The sequence below is a fragment of the Aurantiacibacter flavus genome, assembly GCF_039710615.1.
In the GTDB taxonomy this organism is placed as follows: domain Bacteria; phylum Pseudomonadota; class Alphaproteobacteria; order Sphingomonadales; family Sphingomonadaceae; genus Alteraurantiacibacter; species Alteraurantiacibacter flavus.
In genome coordinates this window covers 254,603-269,803 of the sequence record NZ_JBDLBR010000004.1, presented here as the reverse complement: position 1 = coordinate 269,803, position 15,201 = coordinate 254,603, and the positions used below count along the sequence as shown (strand labels likewise).

Annotated in this window: 14 protein-coding genes; 5 read left to right on the top strand and 9 right to left on the bottom strand. The window is 63.7% G+C overall.

Going from position 1 to position 15,201, the window contains the following annotated elements; translation table 11 throughout:
- Positions 1 to 146 precede the first annotated feature (146 nt).
- Positions 147 to 1,592 carry an LTA synthase family protein gene (locus ABDJ38_RS13145; protein ID WP_346785575.1) on the top strand — a complete coding sequence of 482 codons (1,446 nt, stop codon included), beginning with the start codon at positions 147 to 149 and terminating at the stop codon, positions 1,590 to 1,592.
- 8 nt (positions 1,593 to 1,600) lie between these two features.
- On the opposite strand, the gene ABDJ38_RS13140 is transcribed toward ABDJ38_RS13145, so the two are convergent.
- Positions 1,601 to 2,386 (bottom strand): SDR family NAD(P)-dependent oxidoreductase, encoded by a 786-nt coding sequence (locus ABDJ38_RS13140; RefSeq protein WP_346785574.1) that lies wholly within the window; start codon positions 2,384 to 2,386, stop codon positions 1,601 to 1,603.
- Between the two features lie 76 nt (positions 2,387 to 2,462).
- On the opposite strand from ABDJ38_RS13140, the gene ABDJ38_RS13135 reads away from it, so the two are divergent.
- Positions 2,463 to 3,122, top strand: coding sequence for a sterol desaturase family protein (locus tag ABDJ38_RS13135; protein WP_346785573.1), 660 nt, complete (start codon positions 2,463 to 2,465; stop codon positions 3,120 to 3,122).
- 2 nt (positions 3,123 to 3,124) lie between these two features.
- Here the strand turns inward: ABDJ38_RS13135 and ABDJ38_RS13130 are convergent, their stop codons facing one another.
- Genes ABDJ38_RS13130 through ABDJ38_RS13110 form a run of 5 tightly spaced genes read right to left on the bottom strand, consistent with a single transcriptional unit; the run spans position 3,125 to position 8,439 of the window.
- Entirely contained in the window at positions 3,125 to 4,327 is a 1,203-nt protein-coding gene (locus ABDJ38_RS13130; RefSeq protein ID WP_346785572.1) for a glycosyltransferase family 4 protein, read from the bottom strand.
- Positions 4,324 to 5,973, bottom strand: coding sequence for a capsular polysaccharide export protein, LipB/KpsS family (locus ABDJ38_RS13125; protein ID WP_346785571.1), 1,650 nt, complete (start codon positions 5,971 to 5,973; stop codon positions 4,324 to 4,326). The genes ABDJ38_RS13130 and ABDJ38_RS13125 overlap by 4 nt, the downstream gene beginning before the upstream one ends.
- Positions 5,970 to 6,578, bottom strand: a complete 609-nt coding sequence (locus tag ABDJ38_RS13120) for a histidine phosphatase family protein (RefSeq protein WP_346785570.1) — start codon at positions 6,576 to 6,578, stop codon at positions 5,970 to 5,972. The genes ABDJ38_RS13125 and ABDJ38_RS13120 overlap by 4 nt, the downstream gene beginning before the upstream one ends.
- A gap of 48 nt (positions 6,579 to 6,626) precedes the next feature.
- Positions 6,627 to 7,439, bottom strand: coding sequence for a 3-deoxy-manno-octulosonate cytidylyltransferase (locus tag ABDJ38_RS13115; RefSeq protein ID WP_346785689.1), 813 nt, complete (start codon positions 7,437 to 7,439; stop codon positions 6,627 to 6,629).
- 13 nt (positions 7,440 to 7,452) lie between these two features.
- Positions 7,453 to 8,439, bottom strand: coding sequence for a KpsF/GutQ family sugar-phosphate isomerase (locus ABDJ38_RS13110; RefSeq protein WP_346785569.1), 987 nt, complete (start codon positions 8,437 to 8,439; stop codon positions 7,453 to 7,455).
- A 215-nt stretch (positions 8,440 to 8,654) separates the two neighbouring features.
- Here ABDJ38_RS13110 and kdsA point away from each other — a divergent pair, with 215 nt between their 5' ends.
- Together kdsA and ABDJ38_RS13100 are read left to right on the top strand one after the other, a co-directional pair.
- Positions 8,655 to 9,485, top strand: coding sequence for a 3-deoxy-8-phosphooctulonate synthase (gene kdsA, locus ABDJ38_RS13105; RefSeq protein WP_346785568.1), 831 nt, complete (start codon positions 8,655 to 8,657; stop codon positions 9,483 to 9,485).
- A 2-nt stretch (positions 9,486 to 9,487) separates the two neighbouring features.
- Positions 9,488 to 10,519: a phytanoyl-CoA dioxygenase family protein gene (locus ABDJ38_RS13100; RefSeq protein WP_346785567.1), complete on the top strand. Its 1,032-nt coding sequence runs from the start codon at positions 9,488 to 9,490 to the stop codon at positions 10,517 to 10,519.
- Here ABDJ38_RS13100 and ABDJ38_RS13095 read toward each other — a convergent pair.
- Entirely contained in the window at positions 10,516 to 10,818 is a 303-nt protein-coding gene (locus ABDJ38_RS13095; RefSeq protein ID WP_346785566.1) for a hypothetical protein, read from the bottom strand. The two genes, ABDJ38_RS13100 and ABDJ38_RS13095, sit on opposite strands and share 4 nt — an antisense overlap.
- Positions 10,819 to 10,835: 17 nt before the next feature.
- A complete protein-coding gene (locus ABDJ38_RS13090) occupies positions 10,836 to 11,957 on the bottom strand; it encodes a polysaccharide biosynthesis/export family protein (RefSeq protein WP_346785565.1) in 1,122 nt (373 codons plus the stop codon).
- A gap of 202 nt (positions 11,958 to 12,159) precedes the next feature.
- Between ABDJ38_RS13090 and ABDJ38_RS13085 the strand changes: the two genes are divergently transcribed.
- Entirely contained in the window at positions 12,160 to 13,911 is a 1,752-nt protein-coding gene (locus ABDJ38_RS13085; RefSeq protein ID WP_346785564.1) for a glycosyltransferase, read from the top strand.
- A 23-nt stretch (positions 13,912 to 13,934) separates the two neighbouring features.
- Here the strand turns inward: ABDJ38_RS13085 and wecC are convergent, their stop codons facing one another.
- Complete coding sequence (gene wecC, locus ABDJ38_RS13080) at positions 13,935 to 15,191, bottom strand: UDP-N-acetyl-D-mannosamine dehydrogenase (RefSeq protein ID WP_346785563.1); 1,257 nt, start codon at positions 15,189 to 15,191, stop codon at positions 13,935 to 13,937.
- Positions 15,192 to 15,201: the final 10 nt, after the last annotated feature.

Here is a 15,201-nt window from a genome sequence, read left to right as displayed (position 1 = left end):
CGTTCATAGGGGGGCGTAGACGAAAATGGTAAGAAAAAAGAAACCAAATATCGAAGAAATCCCCAGCCGAGTGAAATCGTGCGGCGGCGCGGCTCATGCGGGCTAGCCTTGGATCAGCTGCCCGGTTAACGGCTGATGTGGATTTCATGGACCTCCTTCTCGCCCTGCCACTTGCCGCGACAGGCACCCTGCTGGTGGATGGCCTTGCCTGCCCTCGCGCTCCCGCCTTGCGGCGCTGGACAGGCCTGTGGCTGACCGCGCTCTTGAGCATGCTGGCGTTCGGCCTGTTCCTGGCCGTGAGCGGAGACATTCTCCTGGCGGCGCTGACGGTACTGGCTTTGCAGGTTCTGTTGGTTGCCTCGTCCAATGCCAAGCTGCGGGTTTTGGGTGAGCCACTGCACTTTTCCGACCTTGCGCTGATTGTTGGGGTGTTCCGGCATCCGCAGTTCTACTTTTCGGCCTTGTCCGTCGGCCAGAAGGTTGTCGGGCTGGCCGCGATAGCGGGGCTGATTGCCACCTTCGTCTGGCGTTTCGACATGTCGCTGGGGAGCCATCTGGCGGGGATCGCCACAGGCGCGTTGGCTCTGGGGGCGATTGCACTTTCACTCCGCCTGCCAGTGTTTCGCTCACTTGCCGCAAGGCCCGACGCGGACGGCGATGTGGCGAAACTGGGGCTGACGCCGACCTTGCTCATCTACTGGTTGCGATGGCGCGGCACGCCCGAGCCCACGCCACGCCCTGCACAGGCTCGCGAGACTGGGGGCTCAGGCGACGCCGAGATAATCGTTGCGATCCAGTGCGAGAGCTTCGCCGATCCGGTCGAGCTGTTCGGCGACCGCAAATATGCGCTGCCCGGGCTTGAGAATGCGCGCATGCAGGCGGCGCAATGGGGCGACCTGCTGGTTAGCGGGTTTGGCGCTTACACCATGCGGACCGAATATGGCGTGCTGTTCGGGCGCGAAGAGGAGGAGCTGGGCTTTTGCCGTTACGATCCCTTCCTCACCGCAGCGCGCGAGGCCGACCTGGCACTCCCGCACAGGCTCGGCCGCGAAGCGTGGCGCAGCCTGTTCGTCCACCCGCATGACATGCGCTTCTACAATCGCCACGCGATCCTGCCGGCGGCGGGCTTTTCCGATCTGGTGAGCGAGGAATCGTTTGCGCCGCCGCTTTTGTCGGAGGGGCGCTATGTCACCGACAAGGCCGTGGCCGACAAGATTCTGCAACTGGCGCAGGCGCAGGGCGAACGCCGCTTCATCTACGCCGTGACCATCGAGAACCACGGTCCGTGGTCGGTCGACGGTGGGGTGGAAGGCGATAGCTTGTTGCAGCAGTACCTCCGCCGCGTTCAGGCGAGCGACGCTATGCTCGGCCAGTTGCTCGATGGACTGGCGGCGCTTCGCCGTCCTGCCGTGCTGGCCTTCTTCGGCGATCATCGGCCCAGCATTCCGGGCCTCAGCCAGCCGGGCGGCCCCCGCCATACCCCCTATGTCGTCATGAAGCTGGACCCGAACGGAGAGGTCGTGCCCGGGGCGAATGCGCGCGAAGATATTACGCCTGCGCAATTGCATCGGGCCATTCTGAGAATGGCCTGACCGGCCGTTCAGGGCTTGATGTGCGCCAGCACGCGGTCACGCAAGGCCGTGGGCAACGCCTTGTCCAGCAGCCGCAGGGCGGCAAAGGGCCATGGTGTCACATAGTGCCGCTTGCCCCGCTCCGCCGCTTGCGCAATCCTGCGCGCAACGAGATCTGTGGGAATGGCCATCGGCCTCTCGTCGGTTCCGCTTGCGATAAAGCCCGGTGCGACCAGCACGACCGAAACGCCATGCGGCTTCATCGCGATCCTCAACGCATCGGCAAAGCGCGCCAGCCCCGCCTTTGAGGCGGCATAGCTGGCTGCCGAAGGCAACGAGTGATGCCCTGCCGCAGAGCCGATAAGCACGATCTGGCCCCGTCCGCGCGCGGCCATGCGGCCGCCTATGGCCGCTGCCATCGCGGCAGGTGCTGTCAGGTTGGTCTGCAGTACATGCGCGATTTGCTCAGGTGGTTCCACGATCGCGCCCGGCGGGCAGACATCGCCGATGCCTGCCACCAGGTAGGCCATATCGAAGGCCGCCTCGCTGTCCTCCTCGATCAGCGCGGCTACGGCGGCGTTGCAGTCGAGGAGGTCGAGGCTGCGCGGGCTAGCCTTGGCCCCAGCGGCGCGCACGGCTTCGGCCGTGCTTGTAAGGCGCTCGTGGTTTCGGCCCCACAGATTCAGCGAGATGTCAGGACCGGCATGAACAAGCGCCAGGGCACGGCCCAAGGCGCCCGAAGCACCTGTTACCAGCAGACGTCGGGCGAGGTGGGGTGTGGATGAGTAGTTACACTGGGGCCACAAGCGTACCATCCGTTAACCTCGTTATAGGGATTTCAGCGCAAGTTCCTTGACAGTGAGTGCCCTTTTCTGTCCAGAAGAGATGATGATGCCGACGCCCGACGACAATCCGAACCGGCTCGTTCTCTTTGAAAACCAAGCGCTTGAAAAGCTGACGGTTATCTCGGTTCGGTGGTTTGCCCTTGTTTGGTCTGTGCTCCTGCCGCTGATTGCTCTGGCAGGATGGGGGTATGTGTCTGCTCTCGAAGGGTTGGCACTGGTGGGGCTTGGTCTGCTGTTGTGGACGCTGTTTGAATATTTTGCTCATCGCCACCTGTTCCATTGGGACACCTCGTGGAAGCTGGCACAGCAACTGGTTTTTGTGATCCACGGCAACCATCACGAGCAGCCGCGCGACCTGCTGCGCAACCTTATGCCGCCAATCATCAGCGTGCCGGTCGGGCTGCTGGTGTGGGCCCTGCTGTTCGCTCTGATCGGACACGCCGGGACCTGGGTGTTGCTCGGCTTCATGGGCGGCTATGTCCTTTACGACATTACCCATTATGCCTGCCATCAATGGCCGATGCGCAGCGGGTTGGGGCGAATGCTGAAGCGCCATCACATGCGGCACCACTTCAACGACGAAGCTGGCAACTTTTCCATCACCGCGCTGTTCTGGGATCGCGTGTTCGGAACGCATGTGGATCGTGTTGGCCGCAAGAAGGTCGCAAATGCGGAGCCACTCCGTGCGGGTGACGCGAGCGAATAACCTCAAGCGACCTGGCGGGCGCAGTCCTCGATGAGCTGCACCGCAATCTCCATATGCTCGGGCCAGTCCGGTGCCTGCCACTTTGCGATTCGCGCCATCTGTGCCTGATGCATCGGGCCTCGCTGCGCATGATCGAGCACGGCGGCCTGCCAGCCCGGACCATCGAGCGGATCGAGATAGACGGGCACATCGCGGCCGACTTCGCGATGGGCAGCGATGTCGCTGGCGATGACCGGTGTGCCGACTGACAGTGCCTCGGCTATCGGCATGCCGAACCCCTCGGCGAACGACGGCATCACCAGGGCACTCGCACCGCGCAGCCATGCGGCCAGATCGCTATCGCCGCAGCTGTTCACCTCTTCGACGAAGGGTTTTAGCGCCGGGCAGCGGTCGAGCAGGTCGAGGACTTGCTCGTTCTCCCAACCACGGCGACCGATCACTATTAGACGAGGAATCTCGGCGGCGGGCAGGCGCTCTGCCATGCTCCGCCAAAGGTGCAGCAGCAACAGGTGGTTCTTGCGCGGCTCGATGGTGCCGAGACATAGCAGGTAAGGCTTGTCGCCGAGGTTCTCGCGCGCAGCCGCGTCGGCAATATCGCGTGTGCCCAGCAGGGCAACGGCAATCGGCGGAGTCTGGTGTCCGCGCCCCTCGATCCAGCGCGTCAGTGAAGCGCCGGTGGCAGCGGAGTTGACGATCACCGCATCGGCCGTTTCGGCAACCGTCGCCATCCGCCGCTCGTGCAGCGCAGCGCCGCCGGGGCGGGCATATTCGGGAAACTCGATCGGGATGAGGTCATGCACCATGCACACGAAGCGCGCCTGCTCGCGGGCAAGCTTGCGCCGCACTTTGTCCGGGTGGTGCCAGTGGTGCGGCGAGACCTGCACCAGCACGTCAGCCGAACCGATGCCCGCCTTGCGTGGCAACAACCGGGTGATCCACGGCGCGGCATCGGCCAGCGAGCGCTTGCCCTTCTGGCTCTCGGTGTTGGACCAGCGCCGGTCCAGCTCATCGAGGTAGGCGAGCGCCACCGGGCGCGTGATCCGGCCATAGATGCCCGAAGGATGGACCGCGCAAAACGTCAGTTCGTCACCATAGGTGTCGAGCAGACCGCGGGCATAGGCCATTTCCACCCGGTCCACGCCCGAGGGCGTGAAATGGCGAACGCGCGAGATCAGGCGCGAGATATCGAGCACGACGCGGGTCATGGGCGAGCGCTCTTAGCTCTGCGCGGCCGGAAACGCGAGACGATCCGGCCTTGCAGCCGCCGTATCGGTTCGACCCAGCCCTGGCGATTGGGCATCGTGCCTTCGGTCATGCGCCGGATCAGCACCTCGGGCGGGCAGGGCAGGCCGGTTACGGGGTCGAGATAGCGCGGGTAGAGCAGCAGCACGCCCGCCACCAGTTCGTCGAGCGTGAGCTGGCGGCCGCGCCGGGTGGGGACCGCGCCGAGATCGCGTGTCAGCCCCCAGCCGGCGAAGAATGGGGTTCCGTGGCACGTCACCTCGCGCCCGCGGAGCAGCGCCTCGAAGCCCGAGAGCGAGGTGAGCACGTGCAGGGCGTCAACCTCATCGAGCAGGTCGGCCATGCTCCCTTCGCGCACGATGCGGTCGGCATAGTGCAGAGCGTCTTTGTCAGAGACGATGCCGTTGCGGTGTCCGGCATCGACATCTGGGTGCGGACGCCACCAGATTTCCGCCTCAGGCTCCAGTGCACGGGTGCGCTTGAGCAGTTCGAGGTTCGAGGTCATCCCGCCGCCGCCCGCCAGCACTGACATGTCGTCTTCGACCTGACCGGGCACCAGCACCACGCGCCGTGCGCGCTTCGGGCTTTCGCTGGGCTTGGTGCGCACGCCATTGCTGCGGGAATATTTGCTGATCCCTGCGGCCACGATATTTTCGCGCAGCTTGCTTGCCCGTTCGAGCAGCGCCAAGGAGAAGTCGGTCGTTGCGAGGATCGTTTCGAGATCGCTCGGGGTAGAGGGATCGAAATGAATGCCCTGCCGGTCGACCACGACCGAGGCGGGCGGGACCAGATTGCTGCCCAGCCCGGCGGAGCGAACGAAGCCGTCTTCCACCCGCACGAGGTCCACACCCATGGCCTGCGCGCGGGCGATCAGCGCCGGAGAAATGCGCGAGGGCCAGACCGCCACCGCACCGCCGTGACGCCGGGCATGGGCAAGAGCTGTGCGGCCCGTCTGGGTGATGCGCAGCCGTGTGTCGGGCACCCAGAGGAACCGACGAATTTCGTCGCGCTTCCACCAGCTCATGCCGCAGGCGGCGACGATGGTCTGGCCCCCAGTGCCGCGATTGCCGTCGATAACGCGCCGCCATTCAGCCAGTAGGGCAATTGCTTCGTGAGGGGCAAGCCAGCGGTTGGAGAAAGGATCGGGCATGGGGCGGGCAAGCTCTGCCTGCGCCTTGCCTTTCAGTGCGGCCTCATCATCGGATGGAGCGCCGAAGGTGCCGGGTGAGAGGACTTGAACGGGGATACCGATGATGGTTGCGAGGGCAATCCACTCGTCGTCGCCATGCGCCACGAGCTGTTTGGCTTGCGGCAAGACCGACCAAGGATCGCGGTCGCCTCCTGCCACGGAGAGAGTGTTATTGGTGCCGTAAGTCGCTTGTAGGTCTGCCAGCTCCGGTTCGGTGCGCGGGCGCAGTACTCTCTCAACTGGCTCGTCGATATCGCAAGGCTTGGCCCAGAAGGTTCCACCCACCCGCGCTGCGCGGATGGCTTCGAACAGGTCGTCGGTCTTGTCGGGCTCGTGGTCGGGCGCAGGGCTTGTGGCTTCGCGAGCCGCCTGCGTCCATGGAAATGGCGGCGCGCGCAAAAGTGGGGGAGGCTCGCTCAAGGCCGCTTGCCCCAGGCTTCAAGCACCAAGCCTTGCCCGCCGCGGATCACTATGCCGAAGCCGCCGGTCGGTAGCTTGAGCGATGGCAGGGCCTTCGCCGCCTCGCGCAGGCGGGGATCGGCAAGCACAGCAAAGCGCGCGGCGCCGTTGCTGGTGACAAGCAGCGTCGGGCTGTCGCTTGCAGGCTCGGCCGCAAACAGCTCTTGCCAGGCTGCGATGCGAGCCTCGGGTTCGACCTTCCAGCCGGGAGGAACCTGCGCATCGCGTTCCCAGGCGTCGAGCGCATCCTGCCCGACCCGCGCGATGATCTCGTTATCGGGCAGGTTCTCATCGGGGCCGTGATCGACTTCGCGCAGAAAATCGGCCGCCTCTTTCTGCGGTGCGCATGGCATCTGCGCAATAATCTCATCCGCCGTCTGCCGGGTGCGCAGCAATGGCGAGACCAGCACGCGTTCGAATTGCCAATCGCGAGCGGCAAAGAACATCCCGAGCGCCTTCGCCTGCTCCACGCCCTTGGCGGTCAGCGGCAGGTCGGTGCGGGCACCGATGCGTCGCGGTTGCTCGTCGGCTTCGAAGGTGTTGCCATGGCGGACGATAATGAACATCCGCCCGGCTTTAGGGCCCAGAGTTTCGTGCGGCAATGGCTGCTCTCGCTATGCGGGGAAGGGATCACCAAGGCGTGTGATAGCCTCTTCGGCAAGCGCAAGATCCTCGGGCGTGTCGATCCCCGACAGGGAATGCTGGGGTGTGGGGACGGGGACGGTCGCGATGGCCCAGCCGCTTTCGAGAAACCGCAGCTGCTCCAGGCTTTCCAGTGCTTCGTATGTGCCCCTAGGCGCGTTCACGAACCATTCGAGCGCCTCCATCGTATAGGCGTAAAGCCCGAGGTGCTGCCACACCGGCGAAAGCGGCTGTTTGCGCAATTCGGTCTCATCGCGCAGCGCGGGCAGGATGGTCTTGGAGAACCACAGCGCCTTGCCCTCGCCATCGCGCAGGCAGGTCGTACCGCTGAAGGGGGCGGTGCGCTTGTGTTCGCGCAGGCGGTCGAGGCGGTCCCAGTCGAGCTGGTAGACTGGCGTTGCGACCTGTGCCGTTCCCTTGCGCAAGCGCGAAAGTAGACCGGCAACGATCTCGCCCGAGATGAATGGCGCATCGCCTTGCAGGCAGATCACCCGTTCGGGTGTGTGCTCTTGCTGGAGCGCGGCGGCATGGGCTCTGGCGCTGCCCGAATCGAGCGACTCTTCGGTCATCGCGACCTTCGCGCCAAGCGCCCGGGCATGATCGGCAATGCGTTCGTCGTCGGTGGCCACGACCAGCTCGCAATCGCCTGCGAGCTGCGCGGCCTGGCTCCCGTTGGCAATAACCCGCTCGAGCATACTGCGCCCGGCAATCGGGCGCAGCGGTTTGCCCGGAAGCCGGGTCGAACCGTAGCGCGCGGGTATTACGATGAGATCGGGGGGAGTCAGGGCCAACCTGCGGCTACTGCGTACCCAGCCGCACGAGATCGTGCATATGAACGATGCCGACCAGCTTGTGGCCTTCGGTCACGAAAAGGACCGAAACGGCGTTGTCGTTCATAAGCGTCAAGGCTTCGGTCGCCAGCATGGTAGGCTCCGCCGCGACCGGCCGGGGCGACATGTGTCGGGTGATCGGCTCGTCCAGATCGGAAAAGCCTATAGCACGCCGCAGATCGCCATCGGTGAACGCCCCGACAAGATGATTGTCGCGATCGACAACGGCGGTGCAGCCATAGCGCTTGCGGCTCATCTCGATCGTCGCTTCGCGCAGGGTTGCATGAACCGGTACACAAGGCAGGGCGAGGCCCGTACCCATGACTACTTCGAGTGTTGCCAGTTGCGCCCCGAGGCGGCCGCCGGGATGGAACAGCCGGAAATTGCTTGGGGAAAAGCCACGCGTCTCGATCAGCGCCACGGCGAAGGCATCGCCCAGCGCCATCTGCACGGTCGTGGAGGTCGTCGGTGCCAGTTCGTTCGGACAAGCCTCGCGCACTTGAGGAAGACACAGGCAGATGTTGGCGGCATCGCCTGCCATACCATCCCGGTTCGACGTGGCGACCACCAGCGGAACCCGGTTAAGGCCGCAATAGGTGAAAATATCGCTCAGTTCCGGGGTGTTGCCGGACCAGGTTATCGCAAGAACCACGTCGTCGGAGGAGATGGCGCCAAGATCGCCATGACTGGCTTCGCCGGGATGGAGGAAGAAGGCGGATGTCCCGGTTGAGCAGAAGGTGGCCGCGATCTTGCGTGCGATATGCCCGCTTTTGCCCATGCCGGTGACGATGACGCGGCCTTTGTTCGCTGCGAACAGCTTTACTGCCTTGACGAAGTTGTCGCCAAGGTCGGAGTGCGTGATGGCATCCCTCAGCTCGTGAAGGCCGCCAATTTCTATGTCCAGTGTCTTGATCGCGGCACTGATTTCCTGCTGGGAGGAGAGTTCGGTCGTCATCGATAAATCTACCACATAACTTCGTGTCGGACCCTACAAACGGGCCTGTGCTGATCTCCCCAGCATCAGCACTTCCGCTCTTGATCGGGCGGGATGGGGTAGTATGTCAAGCAACTTGTGCATATGCGAAAACACTTTGTTCATTGTTGAGCGATGAGCAGCAAGCATTTGCAAAATGTTTAAAACTCTTACGTTTTTGGATCGGCTCTGTAACTATGCGACTGTGCGGGCACCTGCTTGAACCGGCCTCTCCGCTCTTCCTGATTGCCGGCCCTTGTGTGATCGAGAGCGAAGCCCACTGCCTCTCGGTGGCGGAGCGCCTGGCCGAGATCGCCCGGCGGCAGAACGTGCTGCTGATCTTCAAGAGTTCTTTCGACAAGGCCAATCGCAGCTCCGGCACGTCCTATCGCGGCCCCGGCCTCGATGCGGGTTTGCGTATCCTCGAAAAGGTGCGCGCCGAAACGGGTCTTCGGGTGTTGACCGACGTGCACGAACCTGCCCAGGCCGATCCGGTCGCGCAGGTGGTGGACGTTCTGCAAACCCCGGCCTTCCTTGCCCGGCAGACCGATTTCATCGCGGCGGTTGCGGCTACCGGCAAGCCCGTCAATATCAAGAAGGCCCAATTCATGGCGCCCGCCGATATGGCCAATGTCGTCGCCAAGGCGCGCGATGCGGCGAGCGCTGCCGGACACGAGCCGGACAATTTCCTGCTCTGCGAGCGGGGCACTTCGTTCGGATACAACACCTTGGTGTCCGACATGCGGGGCCTCGCGATCATGGCCGAGACCGGCTGTCCGGTGGTGTTCGATGCGACCCATTCGGTGCAGCAGCCGGGCGGCCTCGGCACAAGCTCGGGCGGCCAGAGCGAATTCGTTCCGTTGCTTGCTCGCGCGGCCGTGGCAGCCGGGGTTGCGGGGGTTTTCATGGAGACGCACCCCGATCCGGCCAATGCATTGTCGGACGGACCGAATGCCCTTCCGCTCGACCGATTCGAGGCCCTGGTGGAGCAGCTAAAGGCGCTCGACGATGTGGTGAAGAGTAGCTGAGCATGACCTTCAAGAGCCGGGCCAGGGCGATTGCGCTCGCGCCGATTCATGTCTTGCAGCTGGCGACATCGGCGAAGAGTTTCCTCGATCACCCGCTGATCGGATCGCAGCGATTGAATCGCATGGGCCTCCACCGTGCACGAGTGCGGATTGCCGACAAGCTATGCCGCTGGCGCCGCCGTTGGCTGGCGCGCCATGTGCGGCCCGAGTGGCGCGAAGCCTTCGACCGCGACGGCTTTGTCGTGATCCAGAACCTGCTGCCCGAGGGCGAGTTCGCTGCAATGCGCAAGGCAATCCTCGAGCATGAATGGCCTGCACGCGAGATGCGGCAGGGCGATGCCATAACCCGGCGCATAGCGGTCGATCCCGAGATGCTTGCAACCATCCCGGCGCTGCGCAAGCTGCTCGACCGCGCCGATCTCAACGCGCTGTTTCACTACGTGGCAAGTTTCCGCACGACACCGCTTCACTACGTCCAGACCATCGTCAGCAATTGCGGTGGCGACGATCTCGATCCGCAGCAGGTCATTCACGCCGACAGCTTCCATGCGTCGATGAAGGCCTGGCTGTTCCTCAGGCCGGTGGCGCGGGAGGATGGCCCGTTCACCTATGTCCGCGGCTCGCACCGCTTCACCGCTGAGCGGCTCGACTGGGAGCATCGCCGCAGCCTTGCCGATCCGCACAGCATCGACCGGCTTTCTGCACGTGGATCGCCACGCGCGACGGCGGATGATCTGGCGCAAATGGACTTGCCCGAGCCAGAAGGACTGGCCTTGCCGGAGAACACGCTGGTGGTGGCCGACACCGGCGGCTTCCACGCCCGCGGCGCCGCTTCGCGACCAGGCGAGCGGGTCGAGCTGTGGTCCTATTCGCGGCGCAACCCGTTCCTGCCGTGGTTAGGCGGCGACCTGCTCAGCCTGCCGGGTCTGGCCGCGCGGCGTGTGGGTTGGCTATGGGGCTTTCGCGATCGGTTCGAGCGACAGCTAGGGCAACCATGGCAGAAGGTCGGCAGGCGGCGGCCTACCGACGACTAGGATACGGTGGCTCTCCGCCGCATGATCGCCCCAAGCAGACCGGTTGCCACGATGGGGCCGAACACGTCGGCGATCTGGTCGGTCTTGGTCCACACCTTTGGGTCAAACGCGGCCCACCACGGGGCATTGGCACGCAGACCTGCCCCGAACTGTTCGATCCAGCGGTATTCGGCCTGCGCAAGCTCCCGCCCGATGAAATAGCCGCAGGCGAGCAAGGCGCCGGCCGACCAGTTCCGCGTTGTTAGCCCGATCGCGATCTGTAGCGCTAGGGCGGCAGCGGCGTGCTCAACCAGGGGCATTTACTTTCGAAATACAGCTAGTCGTTGATTCTGTTGGCCACGGTAGTCGCGGTCACAATCGGCGAGAACAGCAGGCCAACGGTCTGAATGACCTTGCGCGGCTGGTTGGATGCCGAATTGCCGAAGTAAAGAACGTCATCGTTACGCAAGGCAAATTGCTGCGCGAGGAAATAGGTCGGCGTCTGCATCATGTTGAAATGGTAGACCGTCGGCTCTGTTTCGTTGGGGCCATTATAGCGGAACAGGAACACCGCCTTGGGGTCGCCCGAGCTCGGGTTGGGGCCGCCGGCCATCGCGATCGCTTCGAGCACGGTCATGGTATTGCGTGAGAACGGCATCTGCTGCACGCGGCCCGATGCGCCAAGGACGGAGAAGGTCATCGGATCCGAGATCACCGTCAGGCGATCGCCCGGATAGGCTCGCAGGCTCCGGTAAGGGCCGGCCATGACATCGCTGAGCCGCACCCGCGCGGTGTTTGCGCCGCGCTGAAACAAAACGGAAAGATCCTTTGCTTCGCCGCGATAGCCCCCGGCTAGGGCGACGGCATCGGCGAGCGTCTCGTTGTTCGTTTGCAGGACCAGTCTACCAGGCTGGTTAACTTCGCCGCTGACGATGATGGAATTGCCAATCACTTCTTCCCGGCTGACCAGCACCTGCGGATCCTGCGACAGGTTGTGTAGGCCCGCGCGGATCTTGTCCTGAATTTCGCTCACGGTGTTGCCCATGACGCGGAGCCGTCCGACGTAGGGTATGTCGATCATGCCGTCATCGTCGACCCGGCGGGAGGGCAGCGTTTGCGCGCGCACCGAAGGATCGAACCCACCGCTGGGACTGGATGGATTGCCTCCGCCAAACAGCGCGACGCCCGCTTCGAAAATCGTGATCGAAAGCACATCGCCCTGCCCGACCATGTCGGTTGGAGGTGCCTCATACTGTGGGAGCTGCAATTCGGCAGGCTCAACCGCTGGTGGGACCGCAGCGATATTGTTTACCGGGACAAGCGTGATGCCAAGGTCGGCGAGGTCAGGATCGCTGACTCCTGCCTGGATCTCGCTGCCGGTTGGCCCGCTTGACGGGAGGGTTGAACAAGCACTCACCAGCGTGACGGCAAGTGCCAGATATAATGATCGTAGATTCATTGCGGATTCTTGCGAGACTTCTCTATGGATGGCGTCCCTACAGTCAAAGCCGATTAAAGCCTAGCCCGATGCCGAAGAATCTCGTTTCCTCCCCGCCTATTGCCCCAAGCGGTTTTGCTGGTTGTCGCAGGTTTTGCCAAATCATTCCTGGCAGATGACGGCCATCGGACAAATGCCTAGTGGGTTGAGCCTGGCCCGCGACATGACCTTGCTCGTTGCGACCCGGCCCGACAGGCTTGTCGCCTGCGGTTGGTGGTGGCTGGTCGGAAAACGGTTGCGTGCGCGCTATCGGCTTGAAGCGGCCGTGGCTGCTCTGCCCTTTGCCCATCAGCGCTGGATGGCCGATGCGGGCAAGGACGATCTGCGCGAAATTGCCCTGCTCTCGCGCAGCAGCAAGAGCCCTTCCATCGGCGTGCACCTGCATATTGCGCGCGGCGCATCGAAGGAGGCGATCCGGGCAGCGATGGTCTCGCTCGAGCGCCAGAGTACCTGCGCGCAGGCGGTGCTGGTTAGCGTTCAAGACCGGGCAGATGGCGAGCAGTGCGAAGGCGGCGATGCGATTACACTGCTGCCCAGTGCATTCGCCTCGCGCACCTCGGGGTTGCAGGCGGCGCTTGAGGCTGCGCGCAGCCTGGACATTGCCTACCTCGTTCCGCTCACAGAGGATGTGCAGCTTCCGCGTCACGGGCTCGCTGCCTATTCGGCCCACCTTATGCGGGGCGAATGGGAGCGAGGCACCCCTGCGCTGCTCTTCGGCGACGAACTGATGGTTTCCGGGCAAGGGCGCGCGCGCGAAGCCTGGCTGAAGCCGGAATGGGATGCACGCATGGTGTGGTCGCAGGACTATATCAGCAGTGCCTGCCTGCTGGCGGTCGATGACGCGCTTGGCGTGGTCGCTGATGACGGCGGCGTGCTGCCCGCGTCCGTCTATGAATGGGTTCTGCGCATGGCGGCGAGCAGGTCGGCGGCCGCTGCCGGGCATGTTGCCCGCATCACCGCGCGCACTCCCGGGGGGGGCTGGCATGAGGCAGGCCCCGAACGGCTTGCCGCCGTAAGGCAAGCCACGTCACCGTTCCTTCGCGCAAGCCCCGGCCCCTTCGGCACTGTACGGCTGCAATATCCTTTGCCCGCGCCTGCTCCGAAGGTGAGCATCATCGTTGCGACCCGCGACCGGGTGGAGCTGCTGCGCACCTGTGTCCAAGGTTTGCTTGAACAGACCGCCTATCCCGATTTCGAAGTGATCGTTGCCGACAATGACAGCCGCGAAGCGGAAACCTTGTGCTATATGGACGAGATAGCGCGCGATCCGCGCGTGCGCCTCGTACGCTGGCCGCATGCGTTCAATTATTCGGCGATCAACAACTTTGCCGCAACGCACGCATCGGGCGAATATCTGTGTCTGCTTAACAACGATATCGAAGTGCTGGACCCGCACTGGCTCGGGGAAATGGTGCGCGAGGCGGTGCAGCCCGGTGTCGGCGCAGTCGGCGCGCGGCTGCTCTATCCTGACCGGACGATCCAGCACGCAGGCGTCGCCCTTGGGATCGGCAACGCGGCGGGCCACGCGCATCGCGGCTTGCCCGTGGACGAGGCGGGCTACTTCGCGCAAACGCACATCGTGCGCGGGGCGAGCGCAGTAACGGCGGCCTGCATGCTGGTGGCAAAGTGCGATTTCGATGCCGTTGGCGGGCTCGACGAAGATAGGCTTGCCGTGGCCTACAACGATGTCGACCTTTGCCTGAAGCTGCGGCAGCGCGGACTGGCCAACATCTACACCCCGCTCGCCACGCTGATCCACCACGAGAGCAAGTCGCGCGGGCTCGATTTCGCGCCCGAGCACCTTGAACGCTACATGCGCGAGCTGGCGGTGTTTCAGCAGCGGTGGGGCACCACGGAAGTGGTGGACCCGTGGCACCACCCGCAGCTGAACCGGCAAAGCGAAGTTTTTAACTGAGGCGGCGCCTTGGCCGCCCGCTCCTACAAGCCGACGACGTCAATCAAGCTGGCAGTGTGTGGCACCTTATCAGTCAGGCCAGCGAAGTCGGAGTGGCGTACCAGAACACAGATGACATCTGCCTGAGCCAAGGCCTCATCGATGGAGGCCAGAGCTACAGGCTTGTCTGTAAGGCTTGCGGGTAAGGCATCGATATGCGGCTCCACCGCGAGAACCTGGCACCCCAGCTCGGCAAATTTTTGGGTGATCTGCAAGGCCGGGCTCTCGCGCAGGTCATCGATATCCGGCTTGAATGCGAGGCCCAGGCAGGCGACCTTGATATCTGCCATGCTGCGTGAGGTATCTGCCGAAAGCGCGGCCAGCACTGCCTCCTTGCCCTTCTGCAACACCCAGTCGGGCTTGGCGTCGTTCACCTCGCGTGCGGTGCGGATCAGTTTGGCCTGTTCCGGTGCGGAAGAAACGATGAACCAAGGGTCCACCGCGATGCAATGACCGCCGACACCGGCTCCGGGTTGCAGGATGTTGACGCGCGGATGGCGATTGGCAAGCGAGATTAGCTCCCACACGTCGATGTTGAAACGGTCGCAAATCGCGCTCAGTTCGTTCGCGAAGGCGATCTGCACGTCGCGCGAGCTGTTCTCGGTCAGCTTGCACATTTCGGCCGTACGTGCGTCGGTAATCACGCAGTCGCCGCGCACCACCTTCTTGTACATCGCCACCGCCATCTCGCTGGCGCGTTGAGTCATGCCGCCGATGATGCGGTCGTTCTCGATCAATTCGCTCAGCACATGTCCGGGCAGAACCCGTTCGGGGCAGTGCGCAATCTGGATATCGGCGTCGTCGCCCGCGGCCTGCGGGAAGGAGAGATCAGAGCGGGCATCGGCGAGCCAGGCGGCTAGCTGTTCGGTGGCGCCGATCGGTGAGGTGCTTTCGAGCACGACGAGGTTGCCCGGCACCAACACCGGGGCGATCATCCTGGCTGCTGACTCGATATAGGAAAGGTCGGGCTCGTAGCCTTCCTTGAACGGCGTGGGCACTGCGATGATGAACGCATCGGCGGGCTCAGGCTTGAGCGTTGCGTGGAAGTTGCCTTCGGTCACGACCTTGTGGACAATGCCATCGAGATCAGGTTCGACAAGATGGACCTTGCCGGCGTTGATCGTCTCGACCACATGCGCGGAAACGTCGATGCCGATGACCTTGGTGCCATGCGCTGCAAACAGTGCGGCGGTCGGAAGGCCGATATAGCCCAGCCCGACCATCGAAATACGTTCAAACATTAGTGGTTTG

What these genes read in the sequence shown, in the direction of transcription:
- ABDJ38_RS13095 (WP_346785566.1), bottom strand. Translation starts at nt 10,818, where the DNA reads ATGCCCCTGGTTGAGCACGCCGCTGCCGCCCTAGCGCTACAGATCGCG.
- wecC (WP_346785563.1), bottom strand. Translation starts at nt 15,191, where the DNA reads ATGTTTGAACGTATTTCGATGGTCGGGCTGGGCTATATCGGCCTTCCG.
- ABDJ38_RS13100 (WP_346785567.1), top strand. Translation starts at nt 9,488, where the DNA reads ATGACCTTCAAGAGCCGGGCCAGGGCGATTGCGCTCGCGCCGATTCAT.
- ABDJ38_RS13135 (WP_346785573.1), top strand. Translation starts at nt 2,463, where the DNA reads ATGCCGACGCCCGACGACAATCCGAACCGGCTCGTTCTCTTTGAAAAC.
- ABDJ38_RS13120 (WP_346785570.1), bottom strand. Translation starts at nt 6,578, where the DNA reads ATGTTCATTATCGTCCGCCATGGCAACACCTTCGAAGCCGACGAGCAA.
- ABDJ38_RS13130 (WP_346785572.1), bottom strand. Translation starts at nt 4,327, where the DNA reads ATGACCCGCGTCGTGCTCGATATCTCGCGCCTGATCTCGCGCGTTCGC.
- kdsA (WP_346785568.1), top strand. Translation starts at nt 8,655, where the DNA reads ATGCGACTGTGCGGGCACCTGCTTGAACCGGCCTCTCCGCTCTTCCTG.
- ABDJ38_RS13110 (WP_346785569.1), bottom strand. Translation starts at nt 8,439, where the DNA reads ATGACGACCGAACTCTCCTCCCAGCAGGAAATCAGTGCCGCGATCAAG.
- ABDJ38_RS13140 (WP_346785574.1), bottom strand. Translation starts at nt 2,386, where the DNA reads ATGGTACGCTTGTGGCCCCAGTGTAACTACTCATCCACACCCCACCTC.
- ABDJ38_RS13145 (WP_346785575.1), top strand. Translation starts at nt 147, where the DNA reads ATGGACCTCCTTCTCGCCCTGCCACTTGCCGCGACAGGCACCCTGCTG.
- ABDJ38_RS13090 (WP_346785565.1), bottom strand. Translation starts at nt 11,957, where the DNA reads ATGAATCTACGATCATTATATCTGGCACTTGCCGTCACGCTGGTGAGT.
- ABDJ38_RS13085 (WP_346785564.1), top strand. Translation starts at nt 12,160, where the DNA reads ATGACCTTGCTCGTTGCGACCCGGCCCGACAGGCTTGTCGCCTGCGGT.